Below are 15,115 nucleotides of genomic sequence, written 5' to 3' on the forward strand. Positions count from 1 at the left end.
GGCGGGACGCGCCGCGTGCGGGGCGCCGAAGGGGCGGAACGCGCCGGGGAGAGGGCGCGAGCGGTACGTACTTCGCCCGCTCGCGCGCCGCGGCGACCGCCGGGCCCACCCAGGCCGCCGGCCCCGGCGTTGCAGGACGCAACAATCGTGCGCGGCGCGCCGCACTCCGACGCACGGATGATGCGCCACCAGGCGCTCCCGCGCATTACAGCGGTGTAAACAAATCTCCCTCGGTTCGTGGAGTTCCGTGACAGGGTGATAGCAATGAGCGTTCCTGGCCGGGCACACAGACGATCGACCTCCCGCCCAGGACCCTTGCATTCATCACCAAGAGAGGCATCGGACATGGCATCCGTGACCAAGTGGGGCAAGCGCGGCATCGCGCTCGGCGCCGGAGTGGCAGCGACGGCGCTGGTGCTCAGCGGCTGCGCGAGCAGCAGCGTGAGCGACACCGCCCTGAACGGCATCAGCATCGGGACGACGGACAAGATCACGTCGCTCGACCCGGCGGGCTCGTACGACAACGGCTCGTTCGCCGTGCAGAACCAGGTCTTCCCGTTCCTGATGAACACGCCGGTGGGCAGCCCCGACGTGAAGCCGGACATCGCCACCAAGGGCGAGTTCACGAACGACACCACGTACACGGTGACGCTCAAGAAGGGCCTGAAGTTCGCCAACGGGAACGACCTCACGTCGAGCGACGTGAAGTTCTCGTTCGAGCGCGAGCTGAAGATCAACAACGAGAACGGCCCGCAGTCCCTGCTCGCCAACCTCAAGAGCATCGACACCCCGGACGACACGACCGTGGTGTTCAACCTCGACCACGCCGACCAGACCTGGCCGCAGGTGCTCTCGAGCCCCGCCGGCCCGATCGTCGACGAGCAGGTCTTCTCGGCCGACAAGCTCACGCCGGCGGCCGACATCGTCAAGGGCAAGGCGTTCGCCGGGCAGTACGAGATCTCCTCCTACAAGGAGAACGACACGATCCAGTACAAGGCGAACAAGAACTACGACGGCCTCCTGGGCAAGCCGAAGACGGACGAGGTCACGGCGAGCTACTACACCAAGGAGACCGACCTGAAGCTCGCCGTCCAGAAGGGCGACGTCGACGTGGCGTACCGCTCGCTGACGCCGACCGACATCGCCGACCTCCGCAAGGACGACAAGGTGAAGGTCACCGACGGCCCCGGCGGCGAGATCCGCTACCTGGTCTTCAACTTCAACACGCAGCCCTTCGGCGCGAAGCAGTCGGACGCCGACGAGACCAAGGCCCTCGCCGTGCGCCAGGCCGTGGCCGACGTCGTCGACCGCGAGAAGCTCGCCAAGGACGTCTACAACGACACCTACTCGCCGCTCTACTCGATGGTCCCGGACGGCCTGACCGGTGCCGCGAAGCCCTTCGAGGAGCTCTACGGCGACGGCAACGGCGGCGCGGACGTCGACAAGGCGAAGGAGACCCTGTCGAAGGCGGGCGTCACCGGCAAGGTCCAGCTCGACATCCAGTACGCACCGGACCACTACGGTTCGACGTCGGACGACGAGTACGCCGAGCTCAAGACGCAGCTCGAGAACTCCGGCCTGTTCACCGTGAACATCCAGTCGACGGTCTACACGACCTACGCGCAGGAGCGCACGAAGGACGCCTACCCGGTGTACCAGCTCGGCTGGTTCCCGGACTTCTCGGACGCCGACAACTACCTGTCGCCGTTCTTCACGAAGGACAACTTCGTGCAGAACCACTACGACGACCCGACGATCCAGCAGCTCATCTCCGAGGAGCAGCAGGAGTCCGATAAGGACAAGCGCGCCGACCTCATCGAGCAGGCGCAGGAGCGTGAGGCGACGCAGATCTCGACGCTGCCGCTGCTGCAGGGCAAGTCGGTCGCCGTGGCGGCCAAGGACGTCAAGGGCCTGACCCTCGACTCCTCGTACAAGTTCCGGTACGCGACCCTCTCCAAGTAAGACCGGTTCCGGCCCACGGGGGCGTTCCCACGAGGAGCGCCCCCGTGACCGCGTCCCCAACGGCACCGAAAGGCACCCGTCCCCGTGACCCTCAGCACCCCAGAGGCGAGCTCGGAACTGGCCACCGACCCCACCAAGCCCGAGGCACAGCGCAGTGCCAAGAGCAGCGGCGGCGGACTCGGCCGGTACGTCCTCGTCCGGTTCCTCCTCATCTTCCCGACCGTCTTCATCCTGGTGACGCTCGTGTTCTTCCTGATGCGTGTCATCGGGAACCCGATCACCGCCTCCGTCGGCGGCCGCCTGACCCCGAGCCAGCTGCAGGAGCGCCTGCACGCCGCCGGCTACGACCGCCCGGTGCTCGTGCAGTACGCCGAGTACCTCGGTAACATCCTGCGCGGCGACTTCGGCACCACCGCGACCGACAACCGGCCGATCACCGAGATCATCGTCACGTACGGCGGCGCGACCGCGGAGCTCGTGTTCTACGCGCTCATCGTCGCGCTGCTGCTCGGCATCCCGCTCGGCATGCTCGCCGCGTACATGCGCGACAAGTGGCCGGACGTCCTCTTCCGCGCGCTCGCGATCCTGACCTACGCGACGCCGGTGTTCTTCGGCGGCCTGCTGCTCAAGCTCGTCTTCTCGGTCTGGCTCGGGTGGCTCCCGCTCGGCGACCGGGCCTCGACCCGGGTGTCGCTCGTCCTCGACAACATCCCCGGTGCGACTGGCATCTACCTCATCGACGCCCTGCGCACCGGCAACGCGCAGATCATCGGCGACGTGCTGGCGCACGCCGTCCTGCCGGCGTTGACGCTCGGCCTCCTCACCGCCGGCATCTTCCTGCGCCTGGTCCGCGCGAACATGATCGGTTCGCTCGGGTCCGAGTACGTCGACGCGGCCCGCTCACGCGGTGTCCGGGAGGCGCGGCTCGTCCGGACGCACGCCTTCCGTCCCGCCCTCGTGCCGATCATCACGGTGATGGGACTCCAGATCGCCATGCTCCTGGGTGGTTCCGTCCTCACCGAGACCACCTTCGGGTGGCGCGGGCTCGGCTTCGAGCTCAACCAGTACCTGTCCGCCCGCGACTTCGTCGCGGTCCAGGGCATCGTCGCGATGCTCGCGGTGATCGTCGCGGTGACGAACTTCATCGTCGACGTCGTCGCGGCCCTGATCGACCCGAGAGTGAGGTTCTAGAGATGGCTGACACCTCCCTCGTCGACCGCCACGAGCCGCTCTGGAAGCGGCTGCCCGTGGTGGTGCAGCTCCGCAGGAGCACGGGCTGGCAGCGCGCCATGCTCATCACCGGCGTGGTCATCTGCGCCCTGTACCTGATCGTCGCGGTCGCCGCGCCGCTCATCGCCCCGTACGGCTTCGGCCAACTGCAGGGCGCTGACGGCCAGAGCTTCCCGCGCACCGGCGCACCGAGCGCCACCCACATCTGGGGAACCACCGTCGGCGGCTTCGACGTGTTCAGCCGCGTGGTCTACGGCGCGCGGACCGCGGTGCTCGTGGTCATCGTGGCCGTCGTCGTGTCGATCATCATCGGCGTGCTGCTCGGCATGGTCTCCGGCTACATCGGCGGCTGGCTCGACCGGATCCTCGTCGTGGTCGCGGACGCGATCTACGCCTTCCCGTCGCTGCTCCTCGCGATCGTCGTGTCGATCGTGATCTCGGGCGGCAACTCGAGCTACTCGGGCGGCATCATCGCGGCGGCGATCTCGATCACCGTCGTGTACGTCCCGCAGTACTTCCGGGTCGTCCGTGCCGAGGCCGTGCGCCTGAAGAACGAGGCGTTCGTCGAGTCGGCTCGGGTGATGGGCACGAACCCGTGGCGCATCATGACCCGCCACGTGCTGCGGAACTCGACCCGGTCCCTGCCGCTCATCCTCACGCTGAACGCGAGCGATGCGATCCTGACCCTCGCCGGCCTCGGCTTCCTGGGCTTCGGCATCGGTCCGACGAGCGGCGCCGAGTGGGGCTACGACCTCAGCCGTGCGCTCTCCGACGTCGCCAGCGGTGTCTGGTGGACGGGTGTCTTCCCGGGTGTCGCGATCGTGGTGCTCGTGCTCGGCGTGACGTTCATCGGCGAGAGCCTCAACGACATCTCCGACCCGCGCCTCCGTGCACGACGTCGGCTGAAGCAGCTGGTGTCCCGCAAGCAGACGGCCAGCACGGAAGGGGCGACCGCATGACGGACGCAACCAACCCGTCCAACGCGACGGACCAGCCCAAGGCCTCCACGCGCCTCCAGGCCGGCGACACCACCACCGAACCGGTCGTCGTCGTCGACGACCTGACCGTCACCTTCGCGACCGACGGCGGCGCCGTCGACGCGGTCAAGGGCGTCAGCATCGACGTCCGACCCGGCGAGGTCCTCGCCCTCGTCGGCGAGTCCGGCTCGGGCAAGTCGGTCACCGCGCGGAGCATCCTGCGGCTCATGCCCGAGACCGCGACGCTCGGCGGAGCGGTGTTCCTCGACGGGACGGACGTCGTGACCGTCGGCGCGCAGAAGCTCCGGGGTCTGCGCGGGACCGCGGGCGCGATGGTGTTCCAGGAGCCCTCGACGGCGCTCAACCCGGTCTTCACGGTCGGGTGGCAGATCGCCGAGGGACTCCGCGCCCACGGTGGGGTGTCGAAGAAGGAGGCCCGGGCGAAAGCGATCGACTACCTCCGTCGCGTCGGCATCCCCGATCCGGAGACCCGCGTCGACCACTACCCGCACCAGTTCTCCGGCGGGCAGAAGCAGCGTGTCGTCATCGCCAGTGCGCTCGCTCTCGAACCGAGCGTGATCATCGCCGACGAGCCGACCACCGCCCTCGACGTGACGGTGCAGGCCGAGATCCTCGACCTGCTCCGCCGCTGCCGCGACGAGTTCGGTGCCGCGATCGTGATCATCACCCACAACATGGGCGTGGTCGCGGACCTGGCCGACCGCGTCGCCGTGATGTACCAGGGCGAGGTCGTCGAAGAGGCCCCGGTCGGCGAGCTGTTCGCGGCGCCGCAGGACGACTACACGAAGCGCCTGCTCGCGGCCGTGCCCCGGCTCGAGGCCTCGACCGGTGCCGCCCGTCGTGCCGCGATCACGTCGGACGTCGAGCCGCTGGTGTCCGCGAGGGGTCTGGAGATCGAGTACCCCGGTCGCCTCGGCTCGCACGCGTTCAAGGCGGTCAAGGGCGTCGACCTCGACATCCGCCCCGGTGAGGTCCTCGGTCTGGTGGGGGAGTCCGGCTCCGGCAAGACCACCATCGGCCGTGCGATCGCCGGCCTGACGAAGATCACCGGCGGCTCGCTGAACGTCCTCGGCACCGAGATGCTCGGCTACCGTGAGCGGGACTTCAAGCGGCACCGCAAGGACATCGGGTTCGTCTTCCAGGACCCGGCGACCTCGTTCAACCCGCTGCTGACGATCTCGGAGTGCGTCGCCGAGCCGCTCGTGGTGCACGGCGAGGTGTCGAGCCCGCGTGCCGCCCGGAAGCGGGTCGGCGAACTGCTCGAGGCCGTGCAGCTGCCGGCGGCCTACGGCGACCGGTACCCGCACGAGCTCTCCGGCGGGCAGCGGCAGCGGGCCTCGCTCGCGCGGTCGCTCGCGCTGCGGCCGAAGCTCCTCATCGCCGACGAGCCGACGAGTGCGCTCGACGTGTCCGTCCAGGCGCGCGTGCTGGAGCTGTTCCTCGAGCTGCAGCAGGACCTCGGGTTCGCGTCGCTGTTCATCAGCCACGACCTGGCGGTCGTCGGGGCGCTCTCGGACCGGATCGCCGTGCTCTACCGGGGCGACCTGGTGGAGACGGGCACCACGGCCGAGGTCCTCGGCGCACCGCAGCACCCGTACACGCAGCGTCTCCTGGCGTCACTCCCGGTGCCGGATCCGGCGGAACAGGCGGAGCGACGGCGTACGCTGGTGGAACTGGAGAACGCCGGGTCCTGACCCGACGCGACCATCCCAGGAGGCGCGGTGCGCGTCGACGACGCACGCCGCGCCTCCTGGCGGTCACCTCCTCGAACATCGCGCACGACGGTCGGTGCAGCCCGGTCCGTCGCGAACCGCCGCCAGGGGGCGGCGTGGAAGGGGATCCATGATCGCGGTCAACGGACCGGCGGTCGTCGCGGACGACGTGTCGATCGAGTACCGGAGCGGACGGGGGACGGATGCGATCCGGGCCGTCGACGGTGTGAGCCTCACGGTCCGTCAGGGGGAGATCCTGGCCGTGCTCGGCGAGTCCGGGTCCGGCAAGTCGACGTTCGCCGCGGCCATCGCGGGGCAGCTCGGCACCACCGGCGAGGGCGACGGCGCCCACCGTCGGCACATCATCGGCGGCGAGCTGACCGTGCTCGGGCAGAAGACCCGCGGTCTCCGGCCGACGTCCCGCAAGCTCGAGCGACTGAGCGGGCGCATCGGCTACCTGCCGCAGGACGGCGCGGACCGGCTCAGCCCCGACCTCACCGTCGGCGAGGCCATCGCGGAACCGATCTACGCGCGGGACCGCCGGTTCGACCGCAAGGAGGCCGGCCTCATCGTCGCCCGCCTGGTCGACGCCGTGCACCTGCCCCTCGGCGTCATGCGGCTCAACACGTGGGAGCTCTCGAGCGGGCAGCGGCAGCGTGTCGCCCTCGCGAAGGCGCTCGTGCTCGAGCCCCAGCTGCTCGTCGCCGACGAACCCGCCCGTGGCGTCGACGTGCTCGTCCGCCAGTCGGTGCTCGAGGCGCTGGCGACCCTGCAGCGGAACCGGCAGTTCTCGGCGGTCGTGGTGTCGAGCGACCTGCGCGAGGCCCGTGCCCTCGCCGACCGGGTGGCGATCATGGCCGAGAGCCGGCTCGTCGGACTCGGCACCTTCGACGAGGTCCTCGACAACCCCGTCGACCCCTACGTCAAGACGCTCGCGTCGACGGCGGCACGTCCGGTGAAGCGTCGGCAGCCCGTCGCGGCCGCCCCGCGGAGGTCCTCGGCCCCGCGCCGGCCCGTCGCCGCCGGCACCGGACCGCGTGCGGAACGGCAGGAGAACGCGTGAGCGCGGAACCGTCCGGGTCCGAGGGGCCCGCGGCCGTGTCGGGCACGTCCTCGTCGTCGGGTACGTCCTCGGCGGGCACGTCGTCGTCGGGCACTTCGTCTTCGGGTGTTCGCGGGCACCGGGCCGTCGTGACCGACGCCGGCGCCGCGCTGCCGATCGCACCGCCGACCGCCGGGCCGGTCGCGATCCTGCCCGCCGGTGACGGCACCACCCTCCACGAGGACGCGGTCGCCGCTGCCGGTGGGACCGTCGGTGCCCTCGGTGCCGAGACCGCCGGGCTCGTGTGGCTCGATCCGCGGGACCCGTCCGGCCTGGCCGACGCCCTCGACGCCACGCCGTCGATCGGCTGGGTCCAGCTGCCGTTCGCCGGTGTCGACGCCTTCACCGGGCTGATCGCCGAGCACGGCGACCGGGTGCTCTTCACCTCGGCCAAGGGGGCGTACGCCGAGCCCGTCGCCGAGCACGCCCTCGCCCTCACGCTCGGGACGCTCCGGGTGCTGCAGAAGCGTGCCCGTGCACGGTCCTGGGCGACCGAGCCCGAGGGTGTCTCGCTCTACGGCAGGAACGTGGTCGTCATCGGCGCCGGTGGCATCGCGCTGGAGTACATCCGGCTGCTCGCACCCTTCGAGGTCTCGGTCACCGTGGTGCGCCGATCGTCCTCGCCGGTCCCCGGGGCCGACCGGACCGTCACGACCGACCAGCTGGACGAGGTGCTGCCCGACGCCGACGTGGTGATGATCGCGGCCGCGATGACCTCGGGGACGTCGAAGCTGTTCGGGCCCCGGCAGTTCGCGATCATGAAGCCGTCCGCACGGCTCGTGAACATCGCCCGCGGCGGACTCGTCGACACGGACGCGCTCGTGGACGCCCTGCGGAGCGGAGCCATCGCCGCCGCCGGGCTCGACGTCACCGACCCGGAGCCCCTGCCGGACGGACACCCGCTCTGGGACGAGCCGGGCGCGATCATCACGCCGCACCAGGCCGACACGCCGGAGATGGTGGCGCCGCTGCTGGCCGAGCGCGTGAGGGTCAACACCGTGGCGTTCCTCGGGGGAGCCGGCGAGGGCTTCGTCGGCGTGGTGGACCCGGTCGCCGGGTACTGAGCGCGGCACGCCCGGGATGCGTGGTGGATGCGCGGGGCGGCTCCGGGTTCCTGCTATGCTGTTACCCGTTGTTCGCACGACATTCGCCAGCGGACAGTGATCCTCGATAGCTCAATTGGCAGAGCAGCCGGCTGTTAACCGGCAGGTTGTTGGTTCGAGTCCAACTCGGGGAGCAGACAGGCCCTCACCTTCGGGTGGGGGCCTTTTGCGTGCACGGGGTGCGGCGTGCGCGCGGGTTCGTGCGGGGCGCGCTGCGTGCGCGGGTTTCGCGCTGGGCGACAGGTCACGGGTCCCGGCGGGCGTGAGGTGTCGGTGGGCGCGAAACGTCGCGCGCCGGTGCGGCACGCGGCTCCGGCGCGCGCGGGGCACGTTGCGCGCTGCGTGCGTGGGGTGCGGCGGGCGCGCGGGGTGCGTGTGGGGTGCGCTATGTGCGAGGGGTGCGGCGGCGCGGCGCTGCGTGCGCGGGGTTTCGCGCTGGGCGACAGGTCACGGGCTCCGGCGGGCGTGAGGTGTCGGTGGGCGCGAAACGTCGCGCGCGTGCGGCACGCGGCTCCGGCGCGCGCGGGTGCGGGTCCGGCGCGCGGCATCCGCTTCCGGTGCTCGCAGCGGACCCATGGCAGGATGCTGTTAGCGTTCACAGGTGATCACCCTGCGCCGAGCCCTCGCCGCGGTCGTCGTGGCGACCGTGGCTATCGGTCTCGCGGGGTGCACGACCGGTGCCGAGTCGGAGCCCGGCGACTCGCTCGACACCGCCGCGACCTCGGGTGTCGCAGCCTCTGGCGCCGCGCCGATCGTGTTCGCCTTCGTGTGCGAGACGGGCGTGTCCGGCCGGACGGAGACGTACACGACCTACTCCGCCGTCTGGGAGGACGACCGCACCGACTGTCGGGCGCGGCGCATCACCGGGACGACGATGTCCTCGCAGCAGCGCGCGGCGGTCGATGCCGGCCGGGGCGACGCCACGCTCGAAGGACTCGCCGCGACGTGCGCACTGCGGGGGAGCGGGCCGTGGGCCCGGGCCGTCGACTCGGCGGCCGAGGCGAACGTCGCCGCAGCACTCCTCGAATACTGCCCGGGGCATCCGGAGACCGGCCACCTGCGGGACGCGATCGCGGCCTGGCGGAGCTGAGCCGTGCCTCCCGGACGGCCGACAGGCCAACCAACCGACCGACCGACGGGCCGGCCGACCCATTGACAGGCCAACCGATCGACGGACCGGCCGACCCATTGACAGGCCAACCGACTGACGGACCGGACGGCCGACAGGCCAACCGACCGACCGCCGTGCGGGCCGGGGCTCCTGCCGTCAGCCCTCGGGGTGGTCGCGACCCGGCAGCCACGACTTGCCCGGGCCGCCCCAGCTGTTCTTCCGGATCGCCTTGGCGACCTGCTTGCCGTAGGGGTGCACGAGCCGGTCCGCGTAGAGGTACCCGTCGAGGTGGTCGTACTCGTGCTGGAAGATCCGGGCGAGCCAGCCGTGCGCCTCGACCTCGAACGGCGTGCCGTGCTCGTCGACCGCGCGGAGCAGCGCACCCTTGGACCGACGGAGCGGGAAGCGTTCGCCGGGGACCGACAGGCAGCCCTCGGATTCCTCGTCGTCGTCGAGTTCCTCCACAGCCTCGGGCACGGAGGGAGTGGTCCACAGGACGGGGTTCACCGCCACGCCACGGTGCAGGACCTCGTCATCATCGGTCCATGAGTACACGAAGAGCCGCTTGCCGACGCCGACCTGTGGGCCGGCCAGACCGACCCCCGGTGCGAGGTCCATCGTCTCGAACATGTCGGCGACCAGCGATCGCAGGTCGTCGTCGAAGTCGGTGACCTCGGCTGCACGCTCGTGCAGGACGGGTTCACCGGTGATGCGGATCGGGAGAACGGCCATTCACCCAGGTTATCCGGCGGGGAACGGTAGCCTCGACGCGTGACGACGGACCTCCAGCTGCCCGACGCGGTGAACCTCACGCCGTTCCAGGCGCTCATGATCCCCGTCGCGCTCATCGGCGCGGTGTTCCTGTCGCTGGGAGCGCAGTTCCAGAGTCGCGGGGTGCAGCGGGTCGAAGCGCGGCTCGGTCGGCAGTCGAAGGGCCTCAGCGTCCGGCACGTCGTCGGGTTGCTCTCGAGCGGCTACTGGGTGCTCGGCACGCTCATGCTCGGCGTCGCCGTCGTGCTGCAGCTGGTGAGCATCACCTACGCGCCGCTCATCGTCGTCCAGCCGCTCGGCGCCGTGGCGCTCGTGATCACCACGTGGTTCTCGTCGCGGGCCTCGGGCGTGCCGCTCGGCCACCGCGCACGGCGGGCCGTGTGGACATGCATCATCGGTGTCGGCATCTTCGTGGGCATCGCCGCGTTCGTCGGGCACGAGAGCGCGATCACGAGCCGACAGCTCGTCACGGTGCTCGTGGTCCTGGCGGTCGTCCTGGTCCTCGTGCTCGTCTCGTTCCGGATCGTGGCGAAGCACAAGAACGCGCTCTACTACATCGTCGGCGCCGGCATCCTCTACGGCTTCGTCGCGACGCTCGCCAAGGTCGTGCTCAACCGGTTCGTGAACGGCACGTTCGACTGGCTGACGGTGCTCGCGATCGTCGGGGTCGTCGTCGCGGCGTCGCTCGGCGGGTACTTCGTGCAGAACGCGTACTCCATCGGCTCGGCCGACCTGGTGATCGCGGGGCTCACCGTGATCGACCCGATCGTCGCCGTGGGCATCGGTGTCGTCGTCCTCGACGAGGCCTCGGGGGCGCCCGTCTTCGCCGTCTTCGGCTTCCTCATCGCCGCCGCGATCGCGATCACCGGCGTGTTCCTGCTCGCCAAGCACCACCCGCAGACCCGCGCCTGAGCCCTCGTCCCGCGGGGTGACGGTGTCCACCGCGAGGCGGACGCGAGCCCTGCGCGACGTGGGGTAGCGTCGTGGAACGACCAGCATTCGCCCACGAGAGGACGACGCCAGCCGTGTCAGACGACGCCACCACCGCCACCGCCGAACCGACGGGTGCGACGGGCGGTCGACGACCGCTGCGTGTGCTCATCGCGGCCGACACGTTCGCGCCCGACGTCAACGGCGCCGCGACCTTCGCCGAACAGCTCGCCGTCGGCCTCGCCGAACGCGGGCACGAGGTCCAGATCGTCGCCCCCGCGTCGAGCCGCCACTACGGCACCTTCGACGAGGAACTGCACGGCGTGACCCTCGTCGTGCACCGCCTGAAGTCCTACAAGTGGCCGCTGCACGCCTGGCTGCGCTTCGTCTGGCCGTGGAGCGTCCGCAAGTGGACCGCCCCGATCCTCGACGCCTTCCAGCCGGACGTCCTGCACATCCAGTCGCACGTCGTCGTCGGCCGGGGCATGGTGCCCGAGGCGCACGCGCGCGGCATCCGGGTGATCGCCACGAACCACTTCATGCCCGAGAACCTCCTCGAGTACACGCCGTTCGGCAAGCGCACCGTGCCGATCGCGGTGAAGATCGCCTGGAACGACGCGGCGAAGACGTACCGACTCGCCGACGCGATCACCACGCCGACGAACCTCGCCGCCGACTACCTGCGCCGCGCCATCGCCGGGCAGCGGGTCCTGGCGATCTCGTGCGGCATCGACGCCACGCGGTACGTCGCCCGCGAGGGGCGTCCCGCGAACAACGACATCGTGTTCGTGGGCCGGGTCGCACCCGAGAAGAACCTCGACGTCCTCGTGAAGGCCCTGGCGCTCCTCCCGGCCGAGCTCGACACGACGCTGACGATCGTCGGTGACGGCGAGATGATCCCGAAGCTCACGCACCAGGCGAAGGAGCTCGGGCTCGAGGACCGCGTCCGGTTCCTGGGCTTCGTCTCCGACGAGGCGAAGCGGCAGGCCCTCACGAACTCGACCGTCTTCGCGATGCCGTCGACCGCCGAGCTCCAGAGCATCGCCTCGCTCGAGGGGATGGCCTCCGGACTCCCCGTCGTCGCGGCGGACTCGATGGCGCTCCCGCACCTCATCGACGGCAACGGCTTCCTGTTCACACCCGGTGACGAGCACGACCTGGCCGCGAAGCTCACGGCCGTGCTGACCGCGTCGGACGACGACTACGTGGCGATGCGTCACCGCAGTCTCGCCATGATCGAGGCACACGACATCAACCGGACGCTCTCGACGTTCGAGTCGCTGTATCGTGGGGAACCGGTGGACTGACGGTCCCCGGCGAGGGGCGGTAGCCAAGCTGGTCAAGGCAGTCGGCTCATAACCGAACGATTCGCGGGTTCGAGTCCCGCCCGCCCTACATGTCAAAAGCCGACGCGGGTCCGAGCAGCAGCAAGCGACCGCACCCGCCCCGCGTGCACCTCCCCAGGAAGCGCGACGCACCGCAGGACCAGGACGACCACGGACCGACGCCCAACGTGACGTTCGAGGTGACCCGCGGCGGAACCGGCGTGCGCGTCAACGCGTTCCGGATCGGCTTCATGGGTGCGCTCGGTGTGCTCGTCGCGGTCGTGGCCGGTGCGATCGTCAACGAGCTCAGCACGGTGCTCGTCTACGTCGGTGTCGCGCTGTTCCTCGCGCTCGGCATCGATCCGCTCGTCTCCTTCCTCGAACGGTTCGTCCCGCGATGGGTGGCGATCACGGTGGTGGTGGTCGGGGTCCTCGCGGCCTTCGCCGGGGTGGTCTTCGCGGTCGTGCCGATCCTGGTGCAGCAGGCGACGAACCTCATCCAGAACTTCCCCGAGATCGTGCGGGACGTCTCGCGGCAGGAGTGGGTGCAGGACCTCTCGCAGCAGTTCGCCGGATCGTTCGACATCGACCACGCCCTGCAGTCCCTGCAGTCCTTCGTCGAGGACCCGGGCAACCTGCTGAGCCTCGGTGGTGGAATCCTCGCCGTCGGCAGCGGGATCCTGACCGGCCTCACCGGCGCCGTCATCGTCATCATCCTGATGCTCTACTTCCTCGCGTCGATGCGGGGCATGAAGCGGATGACGTACCGGTTCGTGCCCGCGTCGCGGCGCGAGAACTTCATCGACGTCAGCGAGCAGATCACGCAGGCGGTCGGACGCTACGTCGTCGGACAGATCTCGCAGGCGCTCATCAACGGCATCCTCAGCTTCGTGTTCCTGCTCATCATCGGCGCGCCGCTGCCGGTGCTGCTCGCATCGTTCGCCTTCATGGGATCGCTCATCCCGCTCGTCGGGACGCTCGCGTCGGCGATCGTCATCTCGCTGCTGTGCCTGTTCGCGTCGCCGGCGACCGCCCTCGCCGCGGCGATCTACTACCTCGTGTACATGCAGGTCGAGGCGTACGTGATCTCGCCGCGGATCATGTCCCGGGCGGTCCAGGTCCCCGGCGCCCTCGTCGTCATCGCCGCGGTCGCGGGCGGCACGATCGGTGGAGTCCTCGGCGCCCTCGTCGCCCTGCCGGTGGCGGCGTCGGTGATCATCATCGTCCAGAAGGTCATCTACCCCCGCCAAGAGCAGTCGTGACCGACCTCGCCGAACACGCCGCCGGTCGCGACCGGTGGGCGACGAGCGCCCGGGGTCCGCTCGCGCTCGTGAACGCCCAGCGCGTCGACCACGCCCAGCCGGTGTGGCCGGTGCCGGGGCAGTGGGCGCCGGCGCCCGGAGGGCTCACGGTCACCGCCGTCTCGGAGGACGGGGTCTTTGTCGACGGCGACCCCGTGGACGGGACCGTGTTCGTCGCCGGCGACGAGGCCGTCGTCCCCTCGACCGTCGTGTTCCCCGACGGGCTCGCGGGCACGGTCTCCCGCGGCACCCTGCGGGTGTGGGACCAGGCATCGGAGGCGATCGCCCGGTTCGACCGCATCGCGCGCTTCGAGCAGTCCGCCGCCTGGGTCACGTCCGGCAGGTACACGCCGGGTGAGCCAGGAGGCGCGGCGAGCGTCGTCGACGCCGCCGGCGATCCGCTCGAGGTCGCGGGACACGTCGAGACCACGCTGGACGGCGCGGCCGTCCGGCTGCTCGCGGTGCGGTCGGCGCCCTTCCACGGCGTCCCTCGGCTGCAGCTCATCGTGCAGGACGCCACGAGCGCGCTCCCCGAGGACGACCCCGGGAGCACGTACTCGATGGGGCGGTTCCTGTACCTCGACGACCCCGGCGAGCCCGCCGACGTCGCGCTGGACTGGAACCTGCTGGTCCTGCCGCCGTGCGCGTTCTCGTACCAGTTCGCCTGTCCGATCCCGCCGGCGGAGAACCGCATCCCCGTGTCGGTCACCGCGGGGGAGCGGCATCCCCTCGACACCGCGGGACACGTCTTCCACTGAGTCCTGCCGCGGTACCTGGCGTTCCCAGCGTGCAGGCTGCATAATGGGCGTGTCCGCAAGGACATCACAATCGGATATCGATGGTTCCGAACGAGAACCTCCAGTTCAGGTCGATGGGGAAGTCGCACCTGACGAATCGGAGGAATCGTGAACGGAACGACCACCGGGGTGCTCTACGTGCACTCCGCACCACGCGCGCTCTGCCCGCACGTCGAATGGGCGGCAGGTCGCGCCATGAGCCGTGCCGTGAACTTCTCGTGGCTCGACCAGCCCGCACAGGACGGCGCACGTCGCACCGAGTTCACCTGGACGGGTTCCGTCGGGACGGGCGCCGCGATCGCCTCGGCCCTGCGCGGTTGGGAACACCTGCGGTACGAGGTCACCGAGGAGCCCACGTCGGAGTCCGACGGCGGCCGCTGGATGCACACGCCGGACCTCGGGGTGTTCTACGCGCAGACCGACGTCACCGGCAACATGGTCGTGCCCGAGGACCGCGTCCGCTACGCCATGGAGGTCGCCGGGAGCAACGCGCTCGAACTCCACCGCGAGCTCCGACTGGCGCTGGGCCAGGCCTGGGACGACGAGCTCGAGCCGTTCCGCCACGCCGCCGAGGGCAACCCGGTCGTCTGGTTGCACCGCGTCGGCTGACCTGCCGAACCGTTCCCTCCGTCACGAACGCCGTCCCTCGGGGCGGCGTTCGTGCGTCCGCGGCGGCCCGCGCCGCCCGGCGGCCGCGCGCGCCGAGTCTCGCCTCGGCGGACGGTTTCGCGCTTCCGGAGCCGCGAAACTGTCCGCGGGGCCGAGACTCGGCG

The 15,115-nt window shown here is 70.5% G+C and carries 13 protein-coding genes, 2 tRNA genes and 1 pseudogene; 15 read left to right on the forward strand and 1 reads right to left on the reverse strand.

The window, feature by feature from the left end; all coding sequences use genetic code 11:
- Positions 1-345: 345 nt before the first annotated feature.
- From ACNQOV_RS17260 to ACNQOV_RS17300, 9 genes and pseudogenes are all read left to right on the forward strand, one after another.
- Complete coding sequence (locus ACNQOV_RS17260; protein WP_416396094.1) at positions 346-1,962, forward strand: ABC transporter substrate-binding protein; 1,617 nt, start codon at positions 346-348, stop codon at positions 1,960-1,962.
- Between the two features lie 243 nt (positions 1,963-2,205).
- A pseudogene (locus tag ACNQOV_RS17265) lies at positions 2,206-2,304 on the forward strand (hypothetical protein); the annotation flags it as partial.
- Between the two features lie 183 nt (positions 2,305-2,487).
- Positions 2,488-3,153, forward strand: coding sequence for an ABC transporter permease (locus ACNQOV_RS17270; RefSeq protein ID WP_402263789.1), 666 nt, complete (start codon positions 2,488-2,490; stop codon positions 3,151-3,153).
- A gap of 2 nt (positions 3,154-3,155) precedes the next feature.
- Positions 3,156-4,151: an ABC transporter permease gene (locus tag ACNQOV_RS17275; protein ID WP_402262289.1), complete on the forward strand. Its 996-nt coding sequence runs from the start codon at positions 3,156-3,158 to the stop codon at positions 4,149-4,151.
- Positions 4,148-5,884, forward strand: a complete 1,737-nt coding sequence (locus tag ACNQOV_RS17280) for an ABC transporter ATP-binding protein (RefSeq protein WP_416396097.1) — start codon at positions 4,148-4,150, stop codon at positions 5,882-5,884. The genes ACNQOV_RS17275 and ACNQOV_RS17280 overlap by 4 nt, the downstream gene beginning before the upstream one ends.
- Before the next feature lie 148 nt (positions 5,885-6,032).
- Positions 6,033-6,965 carry an ATP-binding cassette domain-containing protein gene (locus ACNQOV_RS17285; protein WP_022906387.1) on the forward strand — a complete coding sequence of 311 codons (933 nt, stop codon included), beginning with the start codon at positions 6,033-6,035 and terminating at the stop codon, positions 6,963-6,965.
- A 128-nt stretch (positions 6,966-7,093) separates the two neighbouring features.
- Positions 7,094-8,068, forward strand: coding sequence for a D-isomer specific 2-hydroxyacid dehydrogenase family protein (locus ACNQOV_RS17290; protein ID WP_416396099.1), 975 nt, complete (start codon positions 7,094-7,096; stop codon positions 8,066-8,068).
- Between the two features lie 100 nt (positions 8,069-8,168).
- Positions 8,169-8,241: transfer RNA gene (locus tag ACNQOV_RS17295), tRNA-Asn, on the forward strand.
- Positions 8,242-8,708: 467 nt separating this feature from the next.
- Complete coding sequence (locus tag ACNQOV_RS17300) at positions 8,709-9,197, forward strand: hypothetical protein (RefSeq protein ID WP_416396101.1); 489 nt, start codon at positions 8,709-8,711, stop codon at positions 9,195-9,197.
- A gap of 177 nt (positions 9,198-9,374) precedes the next feature.
- Here the strand turns inward: ACNQOV_RS17300 and def are convergent, their stop codons facing one another.
- Complete coding sequence (gene def / locus ACNQOV_RS17305) at positions 9,375-9,950, reverse strand: peptide deformylase (protein WP_416396103.1); 576 nt, start codon at positions 9,948-9,950, stop codon at positions 9,375-9,377.
- A 39-nt stretch (positions 9,951-9,989) separates the two neighbouring features.
- On the opposite strand from def, the gene ACNQOV_RS17310 reads away from it, so the two are divergent.
- The 6 genes from ACNQOV_RS17310 to ACNQOV_RS17335 all read left to right on the forward strand — a co-directional run bounded on the left by ACNQOV_RS17310 (position 9,990) and on the right by ACNQOV_RS17335 (position 14,951).
- Positions 9,990-10,901, forward strand: coding sequence for a DMT family transporter (locus tag ACNQOV_RS17310; RefSeq protein WP_402262302.1), 912 nt, complete (start codon positions 9,990-9,992; stop codon positions 10,899-10,901).
- Between the two features lie 113 nt (positions 10,902-11,014).
- Complete coding sequence (locus ACNQOV_RS17315; RefSeq protein WP_022906382.1) at positions 11,015-12,226, forward strand: glycosyltransferase; 1,212 nt, start codon at positions 11,015-11,017, stop codon at positions 12,224-12,226.
- Positions 12,227-12,239: 13 nt separating this feature from the next.
- Positions 12,240-12,314 (forward strand) — tRNA-Ile (locus tag ACNQOV_RS17320).
- A 55-nt stretch (positions 12,315-12,369) separates the two neighbouring features.
- Complete coding sequence (locus ACNQOV_RS17325; RefSeq protein ID WP_402262308.1) at positions 12,370-13,506, forward strand: AI-2E family transporter; 1,137 nt, start codon at positions 12,370-12,372, stop codon at positions 13,504-13,506.
- Positions 13,503-14,303, forward strand: coding sequence for a DUF1684 domain-containing protein (locus tag ACNQOV_RS17330; RefSeq protein ID WP_416396105.1), 801 nt, complete (start codon positions 13,503-13,505; stop codon positions 14,301-14,303). The genes ACNQOV_RS17325 and ACNQOV_RS17330 overlap by 4 nt, the downstream gene beginning before the upstream one ends.
- A gap of 168 nt (positions 14,304-14,471) precedes the next feature.
- Positions 14,472-14,951: a DUF3145 domain-containing protein gene (locus ACNQOV_RS17335; protein WP_083295326.1), complete on the forward strand. Its 480-nt coding sequence runs from the start codon at positions 14,472-14,474 to the stop codon at positions 14,949-14,951.
- The last annotated feature ends 164 nt before the right edge of the window (positions 14,952-15,115 follow it).

Origin of the sequence: Curtobacterium sp. LFS084 (genome assembly GCF_047977705.1) — a bacterium.
GTDB lineage: Bacteria > Actinomycetota > Actinomycetes > Actinomycetales > Microbacteriaceae > Curtobacterium.

Coding starts and splice junctions, on each gene's coding strand:
- ACNQOV_RS17260 (WP_416396094.1), top strand. CDS start 346: ATGGCATCCGTGACCAAGTGGGGCAAGCGCGGCATCGCGCTCGGCGCC.
- ACNQOV_RS17270 (WP_402263789.1), top strand. CDS start 2,488: ATGCTCGCCGCGTACATGCGCGACAAGTGGCCGGACGTCCTCTTCCGC.
- ACNQOV_RS17275 (WP_402262289.1), top strand. CDS start 3,156: ATGGCTGACACCTCCCTCGTCGACCGCCACGAGCCGCTCTGGAAGCGG.
- ACNQOV_RS17280 (WP_416396097.1), top strand. CDS start 4,148: ATGACGGACGCAACCAACCCGTCCAACGCGACGGACCAGCCCAAGGCC.
- ACNQOV_RS17285 (WP_022906387.1), top strand. CDS start 6,033: ATGATCGCGGTCAACGGACCGGCGGTCGTCGCGGACGACGTGTCGATC.
- def (WP_416396103.1), bottom strand. CDS start 9,950: ATGGCCGTTCTCCCGATCCGCATCACCGGTGAACCCGTCCTGCACGAG.